General features: G+C 48.9%; 15 protein-coding genes. 1 reads left to right on the top strand and 14 read right to left on the bottom strand.

The genetic code is table 11. The features are described from left to right. The first annotated feature begins 49 nt into the window (after positions 1–49). On the top strand, positions 50–817 hold the full coding sequence (zapD, locus tag AC3ZFK_RS05065) for a cell division protein ZapD (RefSeq protein WP_487506774.1): 768 nt from the start codon (positions 50–52) through the stop codon (positions 815–817). Here zapD and AC3ZFK_RS05060 read toward each other — a convergent pair whose 3' ends face one another. The 14 genes from AC3ZFK_RS05060 to AC3ZFK_RS04995 all read right to left on the bottom strand — a co-directional run bounded on the left by AC3ZFK_RS05060 (position 818) and on the right by AC3ZFK_RS04995 (position 18,336). After that, the gene (locus tag AC3ZFK_RS05060; protein WP_487506773.1) at positions 818–1,426 is read right to left on the bottom strand and encodes a thiamine phosphate synthase; all 609 of its coding nucleotides are present in this window, start codon (positions 1,424–1,426) and stop codon (positions 818–820) included. It lies immediately after the preceding gene. Next, entirely contained in the window at positions 1,389–2,609 is a 1,221-nt protein-coding gene (argJ, locus tag AC3ZFK_RS05055) for a bifunctional glutamate N-acetyltransferase/amino-acid acetyltransferase ArgJ (protein WP_487506772.1), read from the bottom strand. Before argJ ends, AC3ZFK_RS05060 begins: the two co-directional genes overlap by 38 nt. A 19-nt stretch (positions 2,610–2,628) precedes the next feature. Further along, the gene (gene secA, locus AC3ZFK_RS05050; RefSeq protein ID WP_487506771.1) at positions 2,629–5,358 is read right to left on the bottom strand and encodes a preprotein translocase subunit SecA; all 2,730 of its coding nucleotides are present in this window, start codon (positions 5,356–5,358) and stop codon (positions 2,629–2,631) included. A gap of 373 nt (positions 5,359–5,731) precedes the next feature. Next, positions 5,732–6,640 (bottom strand): UDP-3-O-acyl-N-acetylglucosamine deacetylase, encoded by a 909-nt coding sequence (lpxC, locus tag AC3ZFK_RS05045; RefSeq protein ID WP_487506770.1) that lies wholly within the window; start codon positions 6,638–6,640, stop codon positions 5,732–5,734. Positions 6,641–6,793: 153 nt separating this feature from the next. Then, a complete protein-coding gene (ftsA, locus tag AC3ZFK_RS05040; protein WP_487506769.1) occupies positions 6,794–8,020 on the bottom strand; it encodes a cell division protein FtsA in 1,227 nt (408 codons plus the stop codon). Then, entirely contained in the window at positions 8,020–8,838 is an 819-nt protein-coding gene (locus AC3ZFK_RS05035; protein WP_487506768.1) for a cell division protein FtsQ/DivIB, read from the bottom strand. Before AC3ZFK_RS05035 ends, ftsA begins: the two co-directional genes overlap by 1 nt. Continuing rightward, entirely contained in the window at positions 8,835–9,740 is a 906-nt protein-coding gene (locus tag AC3ZFK_RS05030; protein WP_487541457.1) for a D-alanine--D-alanine ligase, read from the bottom strand. The genes AC3ZFK_RS05035 and AC3ZFK_RS05030 overlap by 4 nt, the downstream gene beginning before the upstream one ends. Before the next feature lie 2 nt (positions 9,741–9,742). Then, positions 9,743–10,735, bottom strand: coding sequence for a UDP-N-acetylmuramate dehydrogenase (gene murB / locus AC3ZFK_RS05025; RefSeq protein WP_487506766.1), 993 nt, complete (start codon positions 10,733–10,735; stop codon positions 9,743–9,745). After that, positions 10,728–12,173, bottom strand: a complete 1,446-nt coding sequence (gene murC / locus AC3ZFK_RS05020) for a UDP-N-acetylmuramate--L-alanine ligase (protein ID WP_487506765.1) — start codon at positions 12,171–12,173, stop codon at positions 10,728–10,730. Before murC ends, murB begins: the two co-directional genes overlap by 8 nt. Continuing rightward, positions 12,173–13,261, bottom strand: coding sequence for an undecaprenyldiphospho-muramoylpentapeptide beta-N-acetylglucosaminyltransferase (murG, locus tag AC3ZFK_RS05015; RefSeq protein ID WP_487506764.1), 1,089 nt, complete (start codon positions 13,259–13,261; stop codon positions 12,173–12,175). Before murG ends, murC begins: the two co-directional genes overlap by 1 nt. Continuing rightward, a complete protein-coding gene (gene ftsW / locus AC3ZFK_RS05010) occupies positions 13,258–14,502 on the bottom strand; it encodes a putative lipid II flippase FtsW (RefSeq protein ID WP_487506763.1) in 1,245 nt (414 codons plus the stop codon). Before ftsW ends, murG begins: the two co-directional genes overlap by 4 nt. Further along, entirely contained in the window at positions 14,499–15,896 is a 1,398-nt protein-coding gene (gene murD, locus AC3ZFK_RS05005) for a UDP-N-acetylmuramoyl-L-alanine--D-glutamate ligase (RefSeq protein ID WP_487506762.1), read from the bottom strand. Before murD ends, ftsW begins: the two co-directional genes overlap by 4 nt. Before the next feature lie 11 nt (positions 15,897–15,907). Then, on the bottom strand, positions 15,908–16,990 hold the full coding sequence (gene mraY / locus AC3ZFK_RS05000) for a phospho-N-acetylmuramoyl-pentapeptide-transferase (protein ID WP_487506761.1): 1,083 nt from the start codon (positions 16,988–16,990) through the stop codon (positions 15,908–15,910). Beyond that, entirely contained in the window at positions 16,987–18,336 is a 1,350-nt protein-coding gene (locus AC3ZFK_RS04995; protein WP_487506760.1) for a UDP-N-acetylmuramoyl-tripeptide--D-alanyl-D-alanine ligase, read from the bottom strand. Before AC3ZFK_RS04995 ends, mraY begins: the two co-directional genes overlap by 4 nt. Positions 18,337–18,338: the final 2 nt, after the last annotated feature.

The following is an 18,338-nucleotide window of genomic DNA, read 5'->3' as shown; positions in this document are numbered from 1 at the left end:
CCGAAAATAGGCATCTTGAGTAACAGTCAACCACTACAGGTCTAACCCTTTGTCAGACACCATCATCTATGAGCAACCACTAAACGAGCGCATCCGTACGTTGTTGCGTCTGGAATCTCTATTTGTAAACATCCAGGATACTTTAAACGAGCCGTCACCAGCAGGTAGCCATGCAACTCTGGAGCGACTTGAAGAGATTCTGACACTAACTGATCGCTCGGAGCTGAAAAAGGATCTAATGAAAGAGCTAGAGCGCAACTATATGACTCTTGCCGCACTCAAAGAGCGTTCCGGGGTAAACCACCAACAACTTGATGACTTCCTGAACAAACTCAAACAGTTGGGTCAGGAGCTGGACGCAGAGCGAGGAAAGCCTGGACAGGAGGTGCGTAACTCTGAGTTTCTGAAAGGGTTTAGACAACGTCTGGGAACCCCGGGCGGGCTCTCCGACATTGATTTTCCACATTATCACTTCTGGCTAAATCTCCCTGTAGAGCAGAGGGTTGCCTCACTGACCGAGTGGATCTCATGTTTTGATACTATTCGTGATGCTGTCAGCTTGGTGCTGGATATGATCCGCAGAAGTGCCACTCCATCAACTGTGATTGCTACAAATGGGTTTTATCAACACAGCCTGGACAAGGATACTCCGTATCAACTGATTCGTATCACTCTACCAGTAGATTCTCCATACTATGTCGAAATTAGTGGTGGAAGACACCGTTTCTCTGCACGAATGATGATTCCAAATCTGAACGAGAGACCTGCGCAGGCAACAGAGGATGTCTCCTTCCTCTTAACTACCTGTATCCTCTGATCAGCCCCAAAATGCTGTAATTGCAGCCACCCCTTGTCCTCCCATCTGCACAGAGAGTCTGATATGACTCTGACCTACACCACCAAGCGCATAAACAGGGAAAGATGCCATTTTTACCAGTTGTGCAAACCTCTCCCACCCAAGTGGTTCCCGACCGGGGTGGGTCTGGGTTGGCAACACCGCAGAGAGCACTGCAAAATCGACTCCAACCACAGCTGCCTGCTGTAACTCCTCTTCATTGTGACATGAGGCAGAGATTAAAAGATCATCGGCAAGTGGTCTTGTTGAGAGCTCTTTGAGACGGTGACCGTTAAGATGTATTCCATCGGCACCAGTCATCTCCACCCATGCCGGATCCCCATTAAGCAGGACTTTTGTGCCGTGTGCGTGAGAGTGCTTCACCACTCTGGATGCCATCTCAAGATAATCATCCATCTCAAGATCTGGTGCCCTGAACTGTATCAACCTGATGCCACTCTGTAGAGCAGATTCAAGTTTCTCCATGAAGTGGGTACGGTTGTCCGATTTCCCAGTGATCAAATAACGATCTGGTAGAGTCCAGTGCTGCATATCAGGTACGATACTCTGCATTGATTGTAACGTAGTCATGAGAAAGATCTGTTGTCCAGACAGTCTCTTCTGCAATGCCGCGTCCAAGATCAACATGAATGGTGATCTCTGCACGATCCATGACCTCTTGACCATGCTCTTCCCTGTATCCTGCAGCTCTGCCACCATGTTCAACAATACATACATCATCCAGCCACAAGGAGACTGCCTCAATTTCCAGATTGTCTATACCTGCACGTCCAACGGCAGCAAGAATTCTCCCCCAGTTTGGGTCAGAGGCAAATAGTGCCGTCTTTACCAAAGGAGAGTGGGCAACGGTAAATGCAACATCAAGAGCCTCCATAGAGTGCTTTGCTCCACCCACCTTTACCGTTACAAACTTGCTGGCCCCCTCGCCATCACGCACCATCTTCTGCGCCAACTCCACGGCCACTGCTTCCAGTGCCTGAAGTAGTTGCTGAGCCTGCTCACTATCCCCCTGACTCAGCTCTGGTAAAGTACTTTTCCCTGTTGCCACAACCACAAAGGAGTCATTGGTCGAGGTATCACCATCAACGGTAATCCGATTAAATGAGCGTTTAGTAGTATGCTCTACCATGCTTTGCAGAAGCTCATGCGACACCGCTGCATCAGTTGCAATGTATGCCAGCATGGTTGCCATATCCGGATGGATCATTCCTGACCCCTTGGCAATCCCGGTAATTGTTACCAGATTTCCATCAATCTCCAGTTGACGGCTTGCCCCTTTGGCAACGGTATCTGTTGTCATGATGCCATATGCTGCATCATCCCATCCCGACTCAGAGAGAGAGGCGACTGCATCGGGCAGCCCACGAACAATGGCAGAGACCGGTAGTGGCTCCCCTATAACTCCTGTAGAGAATGGAAGAATATCCTCTCGCTTCAGTGATACGAGTTCTGCCATTGCATCACAAACCGCCTCTGCATCGGCTCTACCCTGTGCCCCTGTTCCGGCATTGGCATTTCCGGTATTTGTTACCAGATAACGGGGACTCCCTTTCTTGAGGTGCTTCCTGCAGAGTATTACCGGCGCCGCACAAAATGCATTTTGGGTAAATGTGGCGGCGATAGCTGACTCTTCAGCACACTCCATCACCACCAGATCACGCCTTCCATCTACCCTGATGCCTGCTTCTGTTGTACCCAAGGCAAAGCCTGCCACTGGGTGCATCTCTGGAAATATTACTTTTCCTGCTGTCACTGTTTAAAGATTTCCTGACTCAGCCCAACTTGCCACAACACTGTTTGTATTTCTTGCCGGAACCGCATGGACATGGTTCGTTCCTCCCCACCTTGCGCTCACTGCGCACGAATGGCTTATCTTCGCTCTCTGCTTCTGCCTCCATCTCTGCCACCTCTTCCGAGGCCGAGAGAGTACCAGCCGAGGCGTGCTGAAACTCCATCCCCTCAATCTGACGTCGCTGTGACTCTACGGCCTCCACATCCTCTTCTGTACGGACCTCAACCTTGGTCACAATCCCCAGGGTATCCTGTTTGATTCGATCCAACATTGTGGAGAACATCTCAAATGACTCCCGCTTATACTCCTGTTTAGGATTTTTTTGAGCATAACCCCGCAGATGAATCCCCTGACGCAGATGGTCCATCGCCTGCAGATGCTCCTTCCACTGCTGATCCAGAATCTGCAACATTACCGCCTTCTCAAAGTGACGCACTGTCTCTGAACCGGCCAACTGCTCTTTTTCTGCGTAGGTCTGCTCCATCTCCTTGATTACTCGCTCACGCAGAGTCTCTTCATGCAGATTATCATCATCCTCCAGCCACTGCGCAATATTGAACTCAAGGTTGAACTCCTGCTTTATTGCCTCTTCAAGACCAGGAATATTCCACTGCTCTTCCATACTCTGCGGAGGCACAAAATGGTCCATAATCTGATTAACTACATCCTCGCGAATGGCAACGATAGTCTCGGATATATCCTCTACATCCATCAGCTCATTACGTTGCTCGTAAATTACCTGACGCTGATCATTGGCCACATCATCGTATTCCAGTAGCTGTTTACGAATATCGAAATTGTGTCCCTCAACCTTGCGCTGTGCATTCTCGATTGCCTTGTTGACCCATGGATGCTCAATTGCCTCGCCCTTTTCCATCCCCAGCTTCTGCATCATTCCCGCAAGACGCTCCGAGGCAAAAATCCTCATCAACGAGTCCTCCAGGGAGAGGTAGAAACGGCTGGCACCAGCATCTCCTTGTCGCCCCGAGCGTCCTCTAAGCTGGTTATCAATACGCCGTGATTCATGACGCTCTGTTCCAATAATATGTAACCCTCCAGCATCCAGGACCTGTTGATGACGCTGCTGCCAGCTTGCGCGAACTTTCTCTATCTCTGAATCTGATGACTCTCCCAACGCCTTCAGTTCTGCCTCAAGATTTCCTCCGAGAACAATATCGGTTCCACGGCCTGCCATGTTGGTAGCAATAGTGACCGCCCCAGGCATGCCGGCATTCTCGACAATATGTGCCTCTCGCTCATGCTGCTTTGCATTCAGCACCTCATGAGTGATCCCCTTTTTTTCCAATAAACCCGAGATCAGTTCCGAATTCTCGATCGAGGCGGTACCAACCAGTACCGGCTGCTCTTTTGCCATACATTCACGGATATCCTCAATGATTGCATTGAATTTCTCCTCGGCAGTCAGATAGACAAGATCTGCACGATCATCACGAATCATGGGGCGATGGGTTGGTATCACTACCACCTCAAGACCATAAATCTGCTGGAATTCGTAGGCCTCGGTATCTGCCGTTCCGGTCATGCCGGAGAGCTTTCCATACATCCTGAAGTAGTTCTGGAAGGTGATGGAGGCCATGGTCTGATTCTCATTCTGAATCTCCAGCCCCTCCTTGGCCTCTACAGCCTGGTGTAACCCGTCTCCCCAGCGCCGTCCCTGCATGGTACGACCGGTAAACTCATCCACAATAACGACCTGACCATCCTTTACTATATAGTGGTCATTTTTTGCAAACAGAACATGGGCACGCAGAGCTGCATAGAGGTGGTGCACCAGGGTGATATTCTGTGGATCATAGAGACTCTCGCCCTCCCCAAGAACTCCAGCCTCTACCAACAGCTCCTCTACATGTTCATGTCCGGTCTCTGTTAACAGAACCTGGCGCTGTTTCTCATCAACTGTGTAGTCCCCAGTCTCACCACCCTCTTCAGCAACCTCCTCATGCTGCCTGGTCAACTTGGCAGGCAGACTATTCATAGATTTATAGAGCTCTGAGTTATCATCTGTAGGGCCAGAGATAATCAACGGGGTACGAGCCTCATCGATCAGGATTGAGTCAACCTCATCAACAACTGCAAAATTACGCCCCACCTGAACCCGCTCGGAGGCGGAGAATGACATATTGTCACGCAGATAATCGAACCCAAACTCATTATTGGTTCCATAGGTAATATCAGCTGCATATGCCACCTTGCGCTGTTCGTGCTCCAGTGCAGGGATAACCACACCAACACTCATCCCCAGAAAATTGTAGAGCTGGCCCATCCAGGCGGCATCACGACTTGCCAGGTAATCATTTACAGTAACAACATGAACACCCTCTCCCGAGAGTGCGTTTAGATATACCGCCAGCGTTGCCATAAGGGTCTTACCCTCACCAGTACGCATCTCGGCAATTTTCCCCTGATGAAGCACCATGCCACCTATTAGCTGTTCATCGTAGTGCCGCATCTGGAAAACTCGTTGCGAGGCCTCGCGAACCACTGCAAAGGCCTCTGGCAACAAATCATCAAGGGAAGAGCCGCTCTCAACTCGAGAACGGAACTCACCGGTTTTACCCTGTAGCTCATCATCGCTCAGGAGATGAAACTCATCCTCCAGTGCATTGATCTGCTCAACCGTCTTTCGCATCTTGCGAATAGTGCGTTCATTGCGACTGCCAAAGACCTTTTTGAATACTTTTTTAATCATGATTAGGTGTTATATCCCGGCCTCTCAGCCGATATCTGGACAACCTTCAGCCCCATACTGACTCTGTAGTTGTACTGTATTGATTACGAAAGGGGAATCATAAATGATGCGCAGTTGAACGCCAACAAAAACCGCTACAAAACAGGTGGTATGAATTCGTGCGAAAGTAATCGCAACCGCATCCATGCAGTACGCTCAAGCACATCCCTGTGTCGCTCGACTGTGGCCATCCAGGCCGCAGACTACTGCCCGTGTGAGGTTGCGATTACTTTCGCAAGGATTTATACGTTGCAACAGATATATTTTTGAAAATGGAGGAGGGGTGTACACCATTCCCCCACAGGATAACTTGTGCGGGAGATCTGAGCTTTCCTTATGCTGTCAGTGGCACAAAGGATATTGGAGATTTTGAGCCACTCTCTCCAAAGGTTACATATTCCCACGCATCCTTGGTTGCAAGAATTTTTCTGGTGAGCTTATTGTTAAGATCATGTCCAGACTTGTACCCGTGATAGGCGCCAAGCACCGGACTTCCCAATAGATAGAGATCACCTACCGCATCAAGAATTTTGTGGCGAACAAACTCGTCCTTGAAACGGAGCCCGTCCTCATTAAGAACACGGAACTCATCCAGCCCAACAGCATTCTCCAGGCTAGCTCCAAGTGCCAACCCCTGCATCCGCAACGACTCTACATCCTTGATAAATCCAAAGGTGCGGGCACGGCTTATATCTTTCTCGTAACGCAGAGAGGAGAACTCAACCTCGTGATTCTGTAACTCTTCACTGAATACCGGATGTTTAAAATCAATCCCAAAGGATAGACTAAAACCATTGTAAGGATCCAGACGGGCCCATTTGTCCCCATCACGAACCTCTATACTCTTTTTGATCCTGAGATAACGTTTGGCAGTACCCTGCTCCTCCAGCCCGGCACTCTTCAACATAAACACAAAGGTACTGGCACTCCCATCCATAATTGGAATCTCTGATGCATCAAGGTCAACATAGGCGTTATCGATCCCGAGACCGGCAAAGGCCGACATCAGATGTTCAACTGTAGAGATTGTAGCCCCATCCTTCATCAGGGTTGTTGAGAGTTTTGTATCCCCGACACACGATGGACAGGCTGAAACCTGCGGAGATCCACTCAAATCTGTTCTACGGAACACAATACCGGTATTCACCGGCGCAGGACGAAGCGTCAGATGGACCTTCTTTCCCGAGTGCAGGCCAATTCCTGTTGAATGGACCTTGGACTTTAATGTTCTTTGATAACTCATAAATCTGCTTATTATTGTTTTTACAATAGCTAACGAGAGCGCATTATATGCAATTATTCTCTTGAATACAAGCGCATAAAAAAGACATTTTTTGCGCATAAGTTGATTCTAGTGGTAAATCACCCACAAAATCAAGCTGATTTCAACGAACCCCTACAAATTTCTTGAGAACCAGCGTCTCATACGCTTCCAAAGATTGGCGGCTCCACCATTCAGCACCCCTCCATCCTGGGAGCGGTAGCGTGCGCTATGAATCAACAGCCCCACACCAGTTGCATGAACAGGTGTGCGTACAACATCTATCAGGCCATCAATATTCTGTGGTGAGCCGAGACGCACAGGCTTATGGAATATCTCCTCTGCCAGCTCAACTGCCCCCTCCATTTTGGAACTTCCCCCAGTCAAGACAACACCGGCATTTACCATCTCCTCAAAACCACTGCGGCGCAGTTCTGCCTGAACCAGGCTAAAGAGCTCCTCATAGCGAGGACCAACCACCTCTGCAAGCCCCTGTCGTTTCAGGCGTCGCTCTGGTCGATCTCCAATACTGGGGACTGCAATCTCCTCTTGTGGATCAACCATCTCGGAGAGGGCACATGCATACTTGACCTTTATCTCTTCGGCATGATGGGTTGGGGTACGGAGGAAGACCGCAATATCATTGGTTACCTGGTCTCCGGCAACAGGAATAACGGCAGTATGACGAATTGAGCCATCGGTAAAGACTGCAATATCGGTGGTTCCTCCACCAATATCAATCATGCAGACACCAAGCTCTTTCTCATCATCACTCAATACAGCATAACTGGATGCCAACTGCTCCAGCACAATATCTTCTGCCTCCAGACCGCAGAGTCGAATACATTTCACAATATTTTGGGCCGCACTAATTGACCCCGTTACAATGTGGACCTTTGCCTCGAGACGAACACCAGACATGCCAAGGGGCTCATGAATACCCTCCTGATTATCAATAATGAACTCTTGAGGAAGGGTATGGAGAATCTTTTGATCAGCTGGAATTGCAATGGCCTTGGCAGCATCAACCACCCGGTCGACATCAATTGCGGTCACCTCACGAGTACGAATTGCAACAATACCGTGCGAGTTCATCCCCTGAATGTGGCTTCCCGCAATACCGGCAGAGACTGACCCAATCTCACACTCGGCCATAATCTCGGCCTCTTCAACGGCACGCTGAATGGATTTGACAGTGGACTCAATATTGACCACCACACCCTTCTTCAACCCCTTTGAAGGATGGGTACCAATACCCAGAATCTCGAGATCACCACCCGGCTTCAATGCACCCACAATGGCGGCTATTTTTGTGGTACCAATATCAAGCCCTACAATCAATTCATGATCTTTCTTACCCATCACAATTTCTCGCCATTTCTCTCTATATTGTTGCTATCACCAAGCTGAATCGCCATACCCTGTTCATATCTCAGATCAACTATCTTAACCTCTCCATTCAGATGACTCATTATAACCGGGGATTGACTACTCCATCTTGCCAATCTGTGCTCCATTGCTCTTCTTCCCAGGTTAAGCTCCAATCCATTTTCAAGATAGAGATATATTGACCCTCTCTTATCAACCACCATCTTCCTGATCTTTTGACCTGATCCATCAAGCAGAGCGGAGAGCCTGACAAACTGTCGGTAAACAGCCTCTGTATCGTCGTGCTGCGAACTGATTACAGGGAGACCAAGATGATTCAGCAGAATTCCGTCAGCGCTAAAAAATTCACCATTCAGATTAAGATAGCCCGTACTGCCCCAACTAACAGATGCGCTCTGCTCCCTTAACCAAACCTCTACAGTCTCAGGCCATACTTTGCGCACCTTTACCAGATATATCCATGGCAACTCCTGAAGCAGATCACGTAGATGCAACAGATCAAGCGCCAACATGCCATCCCTGGATGCCTCACGCACAAGTATCTGTATCTGATCAACCTTTACGTGGTCAAGATCACCATAAACGGCAACCTTTTTTACCTGGGAGAGCTGATGCTCCGGAGTCAGTGTCTTCATATCAACCGCCCCATTTCGGGAGAGATAAAATGCGGCAGACAACAGCAACAGCAAAACCACTACAGAGACCCTGGATAAAAATGGATGACGTAGCTCTTTAGTGGTTCCCCGCAGGCGATTCTTTTTTTCTCGGTCTCGTCTGACTACAGAACTCACGACATCTCCAATATCTGCCCAACCAACCTGGAAAACGTCATGCCCGCCTCTCTTGCGGCCATCGGCACCAGACTGTGGTCAGTCATGCCGGGAACAGTGTTGACCTCCAACAACCATGGCTCTCCATGCCTGTCGACCATTATGTCTACCCGCCCCCAGCCCTCACAACCGAGTGAATCAAATGCTTTCAAGGCAACAGCCTGAAGTGACTTCTCCATGGATTCATCAAGACCGCAAGGAGAGAGATATTCCGTATCTTCCGCACTGTATTTTGCATCATAGTCATAAAACCCATGCGGAGTACGTAGACGGATAACCGGTAATGGCTCGTTCCCAAGAATAGCCACTGTATACTCCTCACCCTCAACCCACTTCTCCGCAATCACATCTCCACTGAAATCCCCTGCCTTTGCCCAGGCGGTCTGTAGCTCATCAGCACTATTAACTTTTGCCATTCCTATACTGGAACCTTCACAGACAGGTTTTATCATCAAGGGGAATCCCAATTTATCAGCCACCCCAGATAGGTCACCAACACTATGCAGAACGACAAAAGGGGGGGTTGGTAGCCCAATTCCCATCCAGAGTTGCTTGGTTTTGAGCTTGTCCATTGCCAACGCTGATGCCAATACCCCAGAGCCGGTATATGGGATATGCAGAGACTCCAGAACTCCCTGGATAACACCATCCTCACCACCTTTGCCATGGAGGACGATAAATGCTCGATCAAACTTCTGAAGCTCTCCTATCTCTTCCTCTGCAGGGTCAAAAGGCACCGCATCCACACCAGCCTTATGTAGTCCATCCAGTACTGCCGCCCCACTCTTCAGTGAGACCTCTCTCTCTGATGAGTTCCCACCCATCAGCACCGCCACCCTACCAAGGCCGTTACCACTCCCCATACTCAGACCTTAACTCCCTGCTTTACCCCTGATGGTATAGCTGGTAGCTTCTCTAGTGGCTCACCCATGATTTTCACCTCTCTCTGCAGTGATACCCCTTGTCTCTCTTTTACCATATCTTGAATATGCTCTATCAGTGACTCAATCTCGGCAGCAGTAGCACCACCCTTATGAACAATAAAATTGGCATGTTGCTCTGAAACAGAGGCACCTCCAATAGATACTCCCTTCAGGCCAGCTTGCTCAATCAGTCTGCCTGCAAAATCTCCCGGTGGATTTTTAAATACAGAGCCACAGCTTTTGAGGGCCATCGGCTGACTTCTATTTCTCTTACTCAACTGATTACGTAATCCGTCTGCACTATCAACCGAATGTTCAAACTTTGTGACTGTTGGCTCTGAACTATCCTGCTCTATACCACCAATATCCATCAAGGCCGCAACAAACCACTCCTCACCATCAACTCTCTCAGCCAGTCGTGAAACCGATCTATAGCCTATCTTGTAATCTGCAGCTGAATACCGTTTTATCTCACCTTGACGATCAATCACCTCAACCCCGGCCACATAATCCCATATTTCTGAACCAAAGGCCCCTGCATTCATTGCCAACGCCCCCCCAACTGAACCGGGGATACCTGCAAGAAAATCCAGGCGGTTAGCCCCGCCCCTGCGTGCAAAACTGCTTAGCCGTGAGAGAGATGCGCCCGCCTCTGCCCTAATCATCCCATTGTCTATAAGCCCAACCTGGTCAACTCCATCTGACAATATAATTACTACTCCCCTGACCCCCCCGTCACGCACCAACAGATTGCTTCCTCTTCCAATCAAGAAGATGGGGGCATCAACTTGAACACTATGCAGAAAATTGCCAAGCCCCTCGACTGTATCTGGAAGGTAGAGCCTATCAGCCACACCTCCAACACCCCAGGTGGTATATTCGGCAAGCGGTTCATTATCCATCACCTTGCCACCAAATTTAACCTCCTTATCCAAGATCTGTTTTCCACAAGTCCGAAACCTTTTGTGCCGCAAGGCCAACCGTCCCGGCCCCGGAAATCAGTAACAGATCTCCCTCCTCTACTACTGTTGGCAGTATCTTTATCAGCTCATCAACATCCCTGACAAACAGTGGATCCACCTCTCCACGAAGACGAACCGTGCGCGCCAGACTTCTTCCATCAGCACCCGGAATTGGCTCTTCACCTGCAGGGTAGACCTCCATCAACAACAGAATGTCTGCCGTGGACAGCACATCAACAAAGTCATCGTAAAGGTCTCTGGTTCTGGAGTAGCGGTGCGGTTGAAATGCCAGGACCACTCTGCGTCCAGGCCAACTATCACGTATCGCCTTCAGGGTTGCCGCAAGCTCTCTGGGATGATGTCCATAATCGTCAACCAGCTGAACCTCTCCCCGAGGGAACTGACAGAACCCATAATTCTGGAAACGTCGTGCAATACCCTGAAACCTTGCCAGAGCGTTGACCACAACATCATCATCCACCCCAAGATAGGATGCCACTGCAATAGCCGCCAGTGCATTCAATACATTATGGTGACCAGGAAGGTTCAAGGTAATGGGGATTGGTGCACGTTGCGGGCGACGGAGTTGAAATCGACTCACCCCATTTGAGATTTCAAGTTGCTCCGCCCCAAAATCTACCCCACTGGAAAAACCGTAACTCAGGAATGGGCGGGAGATGTTATCCATAATTCTGGAGACTCCAGGATCATCCACACAAAGCACTGCTTTCCCATAAAATGGCAGATGGTGAATAAACTCTTCAAAAGTTTGATCAAGCTTGTCAATATCACCACCATAGGTAGACATATGGTCTTCATCAATATTGGTAACTACAGCAATCATCGGCTGCAGATGGAGAAATGAGGCATCACTCTCATCAGCTTCCGCAACCAGATAACGACCACTACCAAGTTGTGCTCCCCCATCATCAATATCTTCTGCCTGTTCACCACGATTAATGCGGCCACCGATTACGTATGTTGGATCCAGACCCGCCTCCTCAAGCAACATGGCAATCAGGCTAGTGGTAGTGGTTTTACCGTGGGTACCGGCAACAGCAATTCCATAACGAAAACGCATCAATTCAGCCAACATCTCGGCACGGGGGATTACTGGAATAGAGTGATCTCGTGCAGCAACCACCTCGGGATTATCTGCACCAATTGCACTGGAGATCACTACCACATCTGCTCCTGCAATCTGTTTGCCGTCATGACCAATATTGATGTCCGCTCCCTGCTTTATGAGGCTGCTAATGATTTTGGACTCTGTCTGGTCAGAACCTGAGACCTCAAAACCAAGGTTTAATAGCAGCCTGGCAATACCATTCATCCCCGCACCACCGATCCCCACCATATGAATCCTGTGGATTTGGTGCATAGCCTCTGCCAGTTCTCGACTATCTGCCATCAACAGAGCTCCTTACAGATTGATACCACATCTGCTGCCGCCTCTGGCCTCGACAACTCTCTAGCCTTCTCTCCCATCTCCGATATCATCCCTGGATGCTGAATAAACTCCCTGATCATACCTAATAACCTCTCTCCATCCAGATCTCTCTGCTGGACGAGCAGTGCTGCATCATCACTCTGCAAAAAATTTCCATTTGCTGTCTGGTGATCATCCACAGCAAATGGAAAGGGGACAAGAATAGCTGGGCGTCCCACCATTGCCAGCTCAGAAACTGTCATTGCCCCTGCTCGACACAGCACCAGATCAGACCATTGATATGCCTCTTGCATATTCTCAATATAGGCGACAACACGACTATTTTCTCCGCTGTCAAATACAACTCCATGCTTTATGTATTCCAACTCTGTATCTTTCAGATTACTCTCACCAGTCTGATGGTAGATCTCCAGCCTCTCCTCAGGCAACAACATTGATATCATCTCTGGAATCAGCTGATTAATTCGTTGCGCACCCAAACTGCCGCCCAGCACCAGTAGACGAAGGGGATTATGTGAAGAGGCTATCTCCATATCCATCAATCTGCTACGTAGTGGATTACCTGTCTGCACCACTTTTTTGCCGGGTCCAAATGTTCCAGGAAATGCCTCCAATACCCTTCTGGAAACAGTAGATAACAGTCTGTTGGTTAACCCCGCAACTGCATTCTGCTCATGAATAACCAGCGGCCTTCGCATAATCCATGCAGCAACTCCGCCTGGACCAGCGACAAACCCGCCCATCCCCAATACAACATCAGGCTTTATCCTCCAGATAGCACCTATTGATTGTGCTATCGCCCGACTCAGATGAAATGGAGCGAGCAATAGGCTTATTATCCCTTTTCCACGCAGTCCATGAATAGAGATCCACTCCACCCCTATCCCTGCCTCTGGAACCAGTCTGGATTCCATTCCAGTCCTTGTCCCCAACCAGATAACCTCATCCCCACCGCGCCTCCACAGTTCCGCAACAGCAAGGGCTGGATATATATGTCCTCCAGTGCCACCAGCCATAATCATCAAACATTTTTTCTTGTGCGCTGTCATAAATGATCTCGCCTCGCTCCCCTGTTATTTCTTGCCTTTCTATGCACCAGCGGGCAAATCTCATACTCCACCCGCATCAACAGGGCGATAGCAATCATCATCACCAACAGGCTACTGCCGCCATAACTCATTAGTGGCAGAGTTAACCCCTTGGTTGGCAACAGATTCATATTAACACCAAGATTAATCAGAGCCTGCAGCCCAATCCAGGTTCCAATACCGTAGGCAAGATAACTTGCATATGGTTGCCGGCACTCACTAGCCTGAGAAGCCAGCCAGAATGACTTCCAGACCAGAAAAGCGAACAGGGCAACCACTGAAAGCGTTCCGATTAAACCCAGCTCCTCCGCTATAACCGCCAAAATAAAATCCGTGTGCGCTTCGGGAAGATAGAAGAGTTTTTGTAGCCCCTCACCCAGACCAAGCCCCTGCCATCCTCCACGGCCATAAGCAATCAAGGCCTGGGTTATCTGATAGTTGCGTCCCTGGGGATCAACCAGAAATGGGTCATCTCCAAGAAATGAGGCTATTCTGGAGACACGGAAAGGCTCCATCCATATAGCTACAGAAAGAAACAGTAGGCCACACAAGATAAAGAGCATAAATTGTGAAAAGCGCACCCCTCCAAGCAACATCATGACCATAACCACAACCATCATTACAAATGCCGCACCTAGATCAGGCTCAATCAAGATCAATACGCCCACCCCGGCCAACAGTGCAATTGGACGCAGAACTGCGAACAACTCATTTGAGACTTTTTCTCGATGACGCACTAGGTAGCCTGCAAGATAGAGAAATGCAGCCAATTTGGTAAATTCCGAGGGCTGAAGACGAATTGGACCAAGTACTAGCCAGCGATGTGCCCCATTTACCTTATCCCCAACAAACAGAACCAATATCAACAAGAGAGCACTGATTAAGAGTAGCGTTGGAGCAATCTTCTCCCAAAATTGCAGGGGGATCTGCAGAACCACCATGCCAACCATCAACCCGATAGAGGCAAAACCAAACTGTCTCAGCAGATAGTGTAACGGCTCACCAAATCGTTTTTCTGCAATAGGCATGGATGCAGATGCCACCATAACCAATCCAAACAGCAGGATAAAAAGAGCTACAGGAAAAAGTCCGGACTCCGCAACAGTACGGCCTATACTACGTGCTCCAGCTGGTCTGGGTTTTCTGGATCTGTCACTACCTCCCCAGGTAAACCACCCTTGAAACAGGCTATGCTTGCTCATAACGCACCCTCTATAAGATCAAACAGGTCATCTCTAAATATCGTCCCACGCTCCTCAAACCCGCTGTACTGATCAAAGCTGGCGCATGCAGGAGACAACAAGACCATATCACCATGTTGTGCCACCATGTCTGCTGCGCCCACTGCTGCACTCATATCCTCTACAAATATCTCAGGGACAACACCATTAAATGATTTTGAGATTATATCGGCATCCTCCCCCATCAAGATTACTGTCCGTACATGCCTCTTGAGCAGTGGTTGCAGAGAACAGAAATCACCATCCTTGCCCTGACCCCCGACAATCAGAACAATCTTTCCGCTATCACCAGCTGTCTCTGTTAACAACCCCTTGATGGCCGCCTCTGTTGCCCCTACATTGGTCCCTTTTGAATCATTGATCCAGACAACTCCATTATGGTCGGCAACCCACTCCGTGCGATGGGGCAGGCCACGAAACTCTTGCAACGCCTCAACCATTGAAGCCATACCCATTCCAGCAGATTCACCAAGAGCCAATGCTGCCATTGCATTCAGATAGTTGTGCTCCCCCATGATATGTAACTTATCTGTAGAGAGCAGAAAGTCGCCACCTCTACAGATCCATGTTTTTCCATCTTTCGTCATGATACCGTAAGAATCTGCCCCATCTGGTGGGCCTGCATGGTAGGAGTGCAGTTTTGATGATCCATTTTGCTGGTTTACCAATTCGCATACTATCTCGTCATCTGAATCATAAATCAGATGTGATGCATGACTGTATATACCTCCTTTGGTCTCTGCATAACTCTGTAGATCAGGGTATCGATCCATATGGTCAGGGGTAACATTCAGTACAACAGAGGCAACAGGCATCAGAGTTTTCATGGTCTCAAGCTGGAAGCTGGAGAGCTCCAGAATATACAGATCAGGCTCATCCTCACCCAAAAGATCAAGTGCAGGTATCCCGAGATTACCGCCATAACGGACATCAAGAGCCGCTTTCTGTGCCATCCTGGCAACCAGAGTTGTAACTGTACTTTTTCCATTCGATCCGGTGATGGCAATAACCGGCGCTTTTGCGTAACGGGCAAACAATTCGATATCACCAATTAGCTCAACCCCGCTATTAACCGCCTGCTGAATAGCTGGAGAGTCTTTGGATACTCCCGGACTCAATACAATACACCTCACCGATGACAGCAGCTCTCCATCCAGTGGTCCCAATACAATATCCAGATCAGGATAGCGATCCTCTATTTCTGCCAGTTCAGGCGGAGAGTTACGTGTATCAGTCGCCACTAACGGCACCTCATATCTGGAGAGGAACTGCAGAACAGATTGTCCGCTCTTCCCCAGGCCGACAACCATGGTCTTGTCCTTGATCTCAGGATCTCTCAACTTGTTGTCAGACACCACCACGTCTGCTACCTGATTTTGAGTGTTGCCAACCCAATCAACACGAGAATAAAGGTGATAATCCAGAACCGTACAATTACCCTTGGCTCGGGCCATCCCTTGAGTTCAAAGTGATGATGTATCGGTGCCATCCTGAACACCCGCCTGCCGGTCAACTTGAAGGAGGCCACCTGAATCATTACTGAAACTGTCTCCAGCACAAACACCCCTCCCATAATAAGCAGAACCAACTCCTGGCGCACCAGTATTGCCACCATCCCCAATGCTGCCCCAAGTGCAAGAGCACCTACATCACCCATAAATACCATTGCCGGATAGGTATTGAACCAGAGAAACCCCAGACCTGCCCCAACCAGAGCACCGCAGAATACAGCCAGCTCTCCAGCCTCTGGCAGTGATGGAATTGCAAGATATCTGGCAAACTCCACATGCCCACTCAGGTATGCAAAAACACCCAGTGCCCCGCCCACCAGTACTGCAGGCATAATAGCCAGCCCATCCAGCCCATCAGTCAGATTAACTGCATTACTGGATCCCACAATCACCAGAAATGCCAATGGCAGATAGAGCAGCCCAAGATCAATAACTATATCCTTGAAGAAGGGGACAAACAGCTGGGTCTCGGTTACTGTTGATGCAGACATATAGACCCAGACTACAGCAACGGTTGCAATGAATGATTGCCCAAGAAATTTGGATCGTGCAGAGATTCCATTTGGATCCTGGTAGACAACCTTACGATAATCATCCACCCAACCTATTGCACCAAAACCGAGCGTTACCAACAATACTGCCCATAGATAACGGTTGGAGAGATCCCCCCACAACAGAGTAGATACTGTAACTGCAACCAGAATGAGTGCACCGCCCATGGTTGGGGTTCCCGCCTTTGCCAGATGAGATTGGGGGCCATCCTCTCGAACAGCCTGACCCACCTTGTAGTGGGTCAACTTCCGAATCATTATCGGACCAACCATAAAAGATAGTACAAGGGCAGTTAGTGCTCCCAGAATTGCTCGTAGAGTCAGATACTGAAACACGGAGAATCCCCCATAAAAATCTGCCAGATAATCTCCTATATAGAGCATCATGACTGGTCATCTGCCTCCTTAACCGTAATCTTCCTTACAATCTGTTCCATTTTCATAAACCGGGACCCTTTCACCAAAATAACCCTTCCCATGGCCAACTCATCTGCCAGGGCAACCACCAACTTCTCACTATCCTCAAATAGAGCTGCGCCATCTCCAAATCCTGAGACATACTCAGAGGCACTACTACCAAGCGCATACATACTGTCAATACCGGCTGATTTGGCCATAACACCAATCTGTTTATGGAGATGTGGAGAATCCTCGCCCAATTCACCCATGTCACCAACCACAAGGATTCTTCGACCTTCCATAGATGAGAGCACCTCTACTGCCCGCATCATAGATTCCGGACTCGCATTATAGGTATCATCAATAACTACAGCCCCTCCTCTCCCCGGTTTACTCTCCAGCCTACCTGGTATGGCCTGCATGGACTCCAAACCATTTTTTACCTGTCCAAGTGAGGCGCCAGCCTGGACAGCAAGGGCTGCAGCAGCAAGCGCATTCATTTTGTTGTGTTCCCCTGGAAGGGGTAATTCTACCTTCAATGACTCTCCTTTATAAGATATCTCAAAAGGTTCTCGGCTCTTGATCACAGCAGAGATCAGAGATGGCTCACAGCAAGATCCATAGGTTTGAACCTCTCGTCCTGTAGCCATAGCCACCCAGTCATCTGCTTGCGGCAGGTCACAATTGATGAGTGCAACACCATCACTACGTAGCCCGGCATAAATCTCACCTTTGGCTCTGGCTATATTTCTGATTGAACCAAACCCACCAAGGTGGGCAGAACCAACATTATTTACCAGAGCTATCGTCGGCTGTGCAATTGCAGATAATCTCGCAATTTCTCCCAGAGCACTTGCCCCCATCTCAATAACTGCCCACCTGTCACCTGAAGAGAGATTGAACAGCGTCAGTGGAACTCCAATATCATTGTTCAGGTTTCCCTTGGTAACTGTTCCAGGACCAAGCTGGGCCAGTATCAACGCAACCATCTCTTTTACTGTAGTCTTGCCATTGCTGCCAGTAATAGCCATGAGAGGAATATCAAATTGATCTCTCCAGGCAGATGCAACCATACCTAATGCAGATAGAGTATCGGTAACCACAATCTGCGGCAGACTGCTCTTATATAGCTGATCTGTAATTGCACCTACCGCACCTTTCTTGAGTGCAGTATCAAGATATTCACCACCACTAAAATTGGGGCCACGAAGCGCCACAAACAACTCTCCACTCTTAAGAGTTCTGGTATCACTGCTTACCCCCCGAAAACCGCTATCTCCACCAATAAGTGGGGCATTCAATAGATCTGCAATATGGGAGAGTTTTTTCAACATCA

Source organism: Candidatus Thiopontia autotrophica (assembly GCF_982804495.1).
Note: the sequence above shows the minus strand (reverse complement) of the source record. Positions and strands in the feature narration are given on the sequence as shown.

Bases quoted from the DNA above. Each gene is read 5' to 3' on its own strand.
- AC3ZFK_RS05060 (WP_487506773.1), bottom strand. From the start codon at position 1,426: ATGACTACGTTACAATCAATGCAGAGTATCGTACCTGATATGCAGCAC.
- secA (WP_487506771.1), bottom strand. From the start codon at position 5,358: ATGATTAAAAAAGTATTCAAAAAGGTCTTTGGCAGTCGCAATGAACGC.
- lpxC (WP_487506770.1), bottom strand. From the start codon at position 6,640: ATGAGTTATCAAAGAACATTAAAGTCCAAGGTCCATTCAACAGGAATT.
- ftsA (WP_487506769.1), bottom strand. From the start codon at position 8,020: ATGGGTAAGAAAGATCATGAATTGATTGTAGGGCTTGATATTGGTACC.
- AC3ZFK_RS05030 (WP_487541457.1), bottom strand. From the start codon at position 9,740: ATGGGGAGTGGTAACGGCCTTGGTAGGGTGGCGGTGCTGATGGGTGGG.
- murC (WP_487506765.1), bottom strand. From the start codon at position 12,173: ATGGCAGATAGTCGAGAACTGGCAGAGGCTATGCACCAAATCCACAGG.
- murG (WP_487506764.1), bottom strand. From the start codon at position 13,261: ATGACAGCGCACAAGAAAAAATGTTTGATGATTATGGCTGGTGGCACT.
- ftsW (WP_487506763.1), bottom strand. From the start codon at position 14,502: ATGAGCAAGCATAGCCTGTTTCAAGGGTGGTTTACCTGGGGAGGTAGT.
- mraY (WP_487506761.1), bottom strand. From the start codon at position 16,990: ATGATGCTCTATATAGGAGATTATCTGGCAGATTTTTATGGGGGATTC.
- AC3ZFK_RS04995 (WP_487506760.1), bottom strand. From the start codon at position 18,336: ATGTTGAAAAAACTCTCCCATATTGCAGATCTATTGAATGCCCCACTT.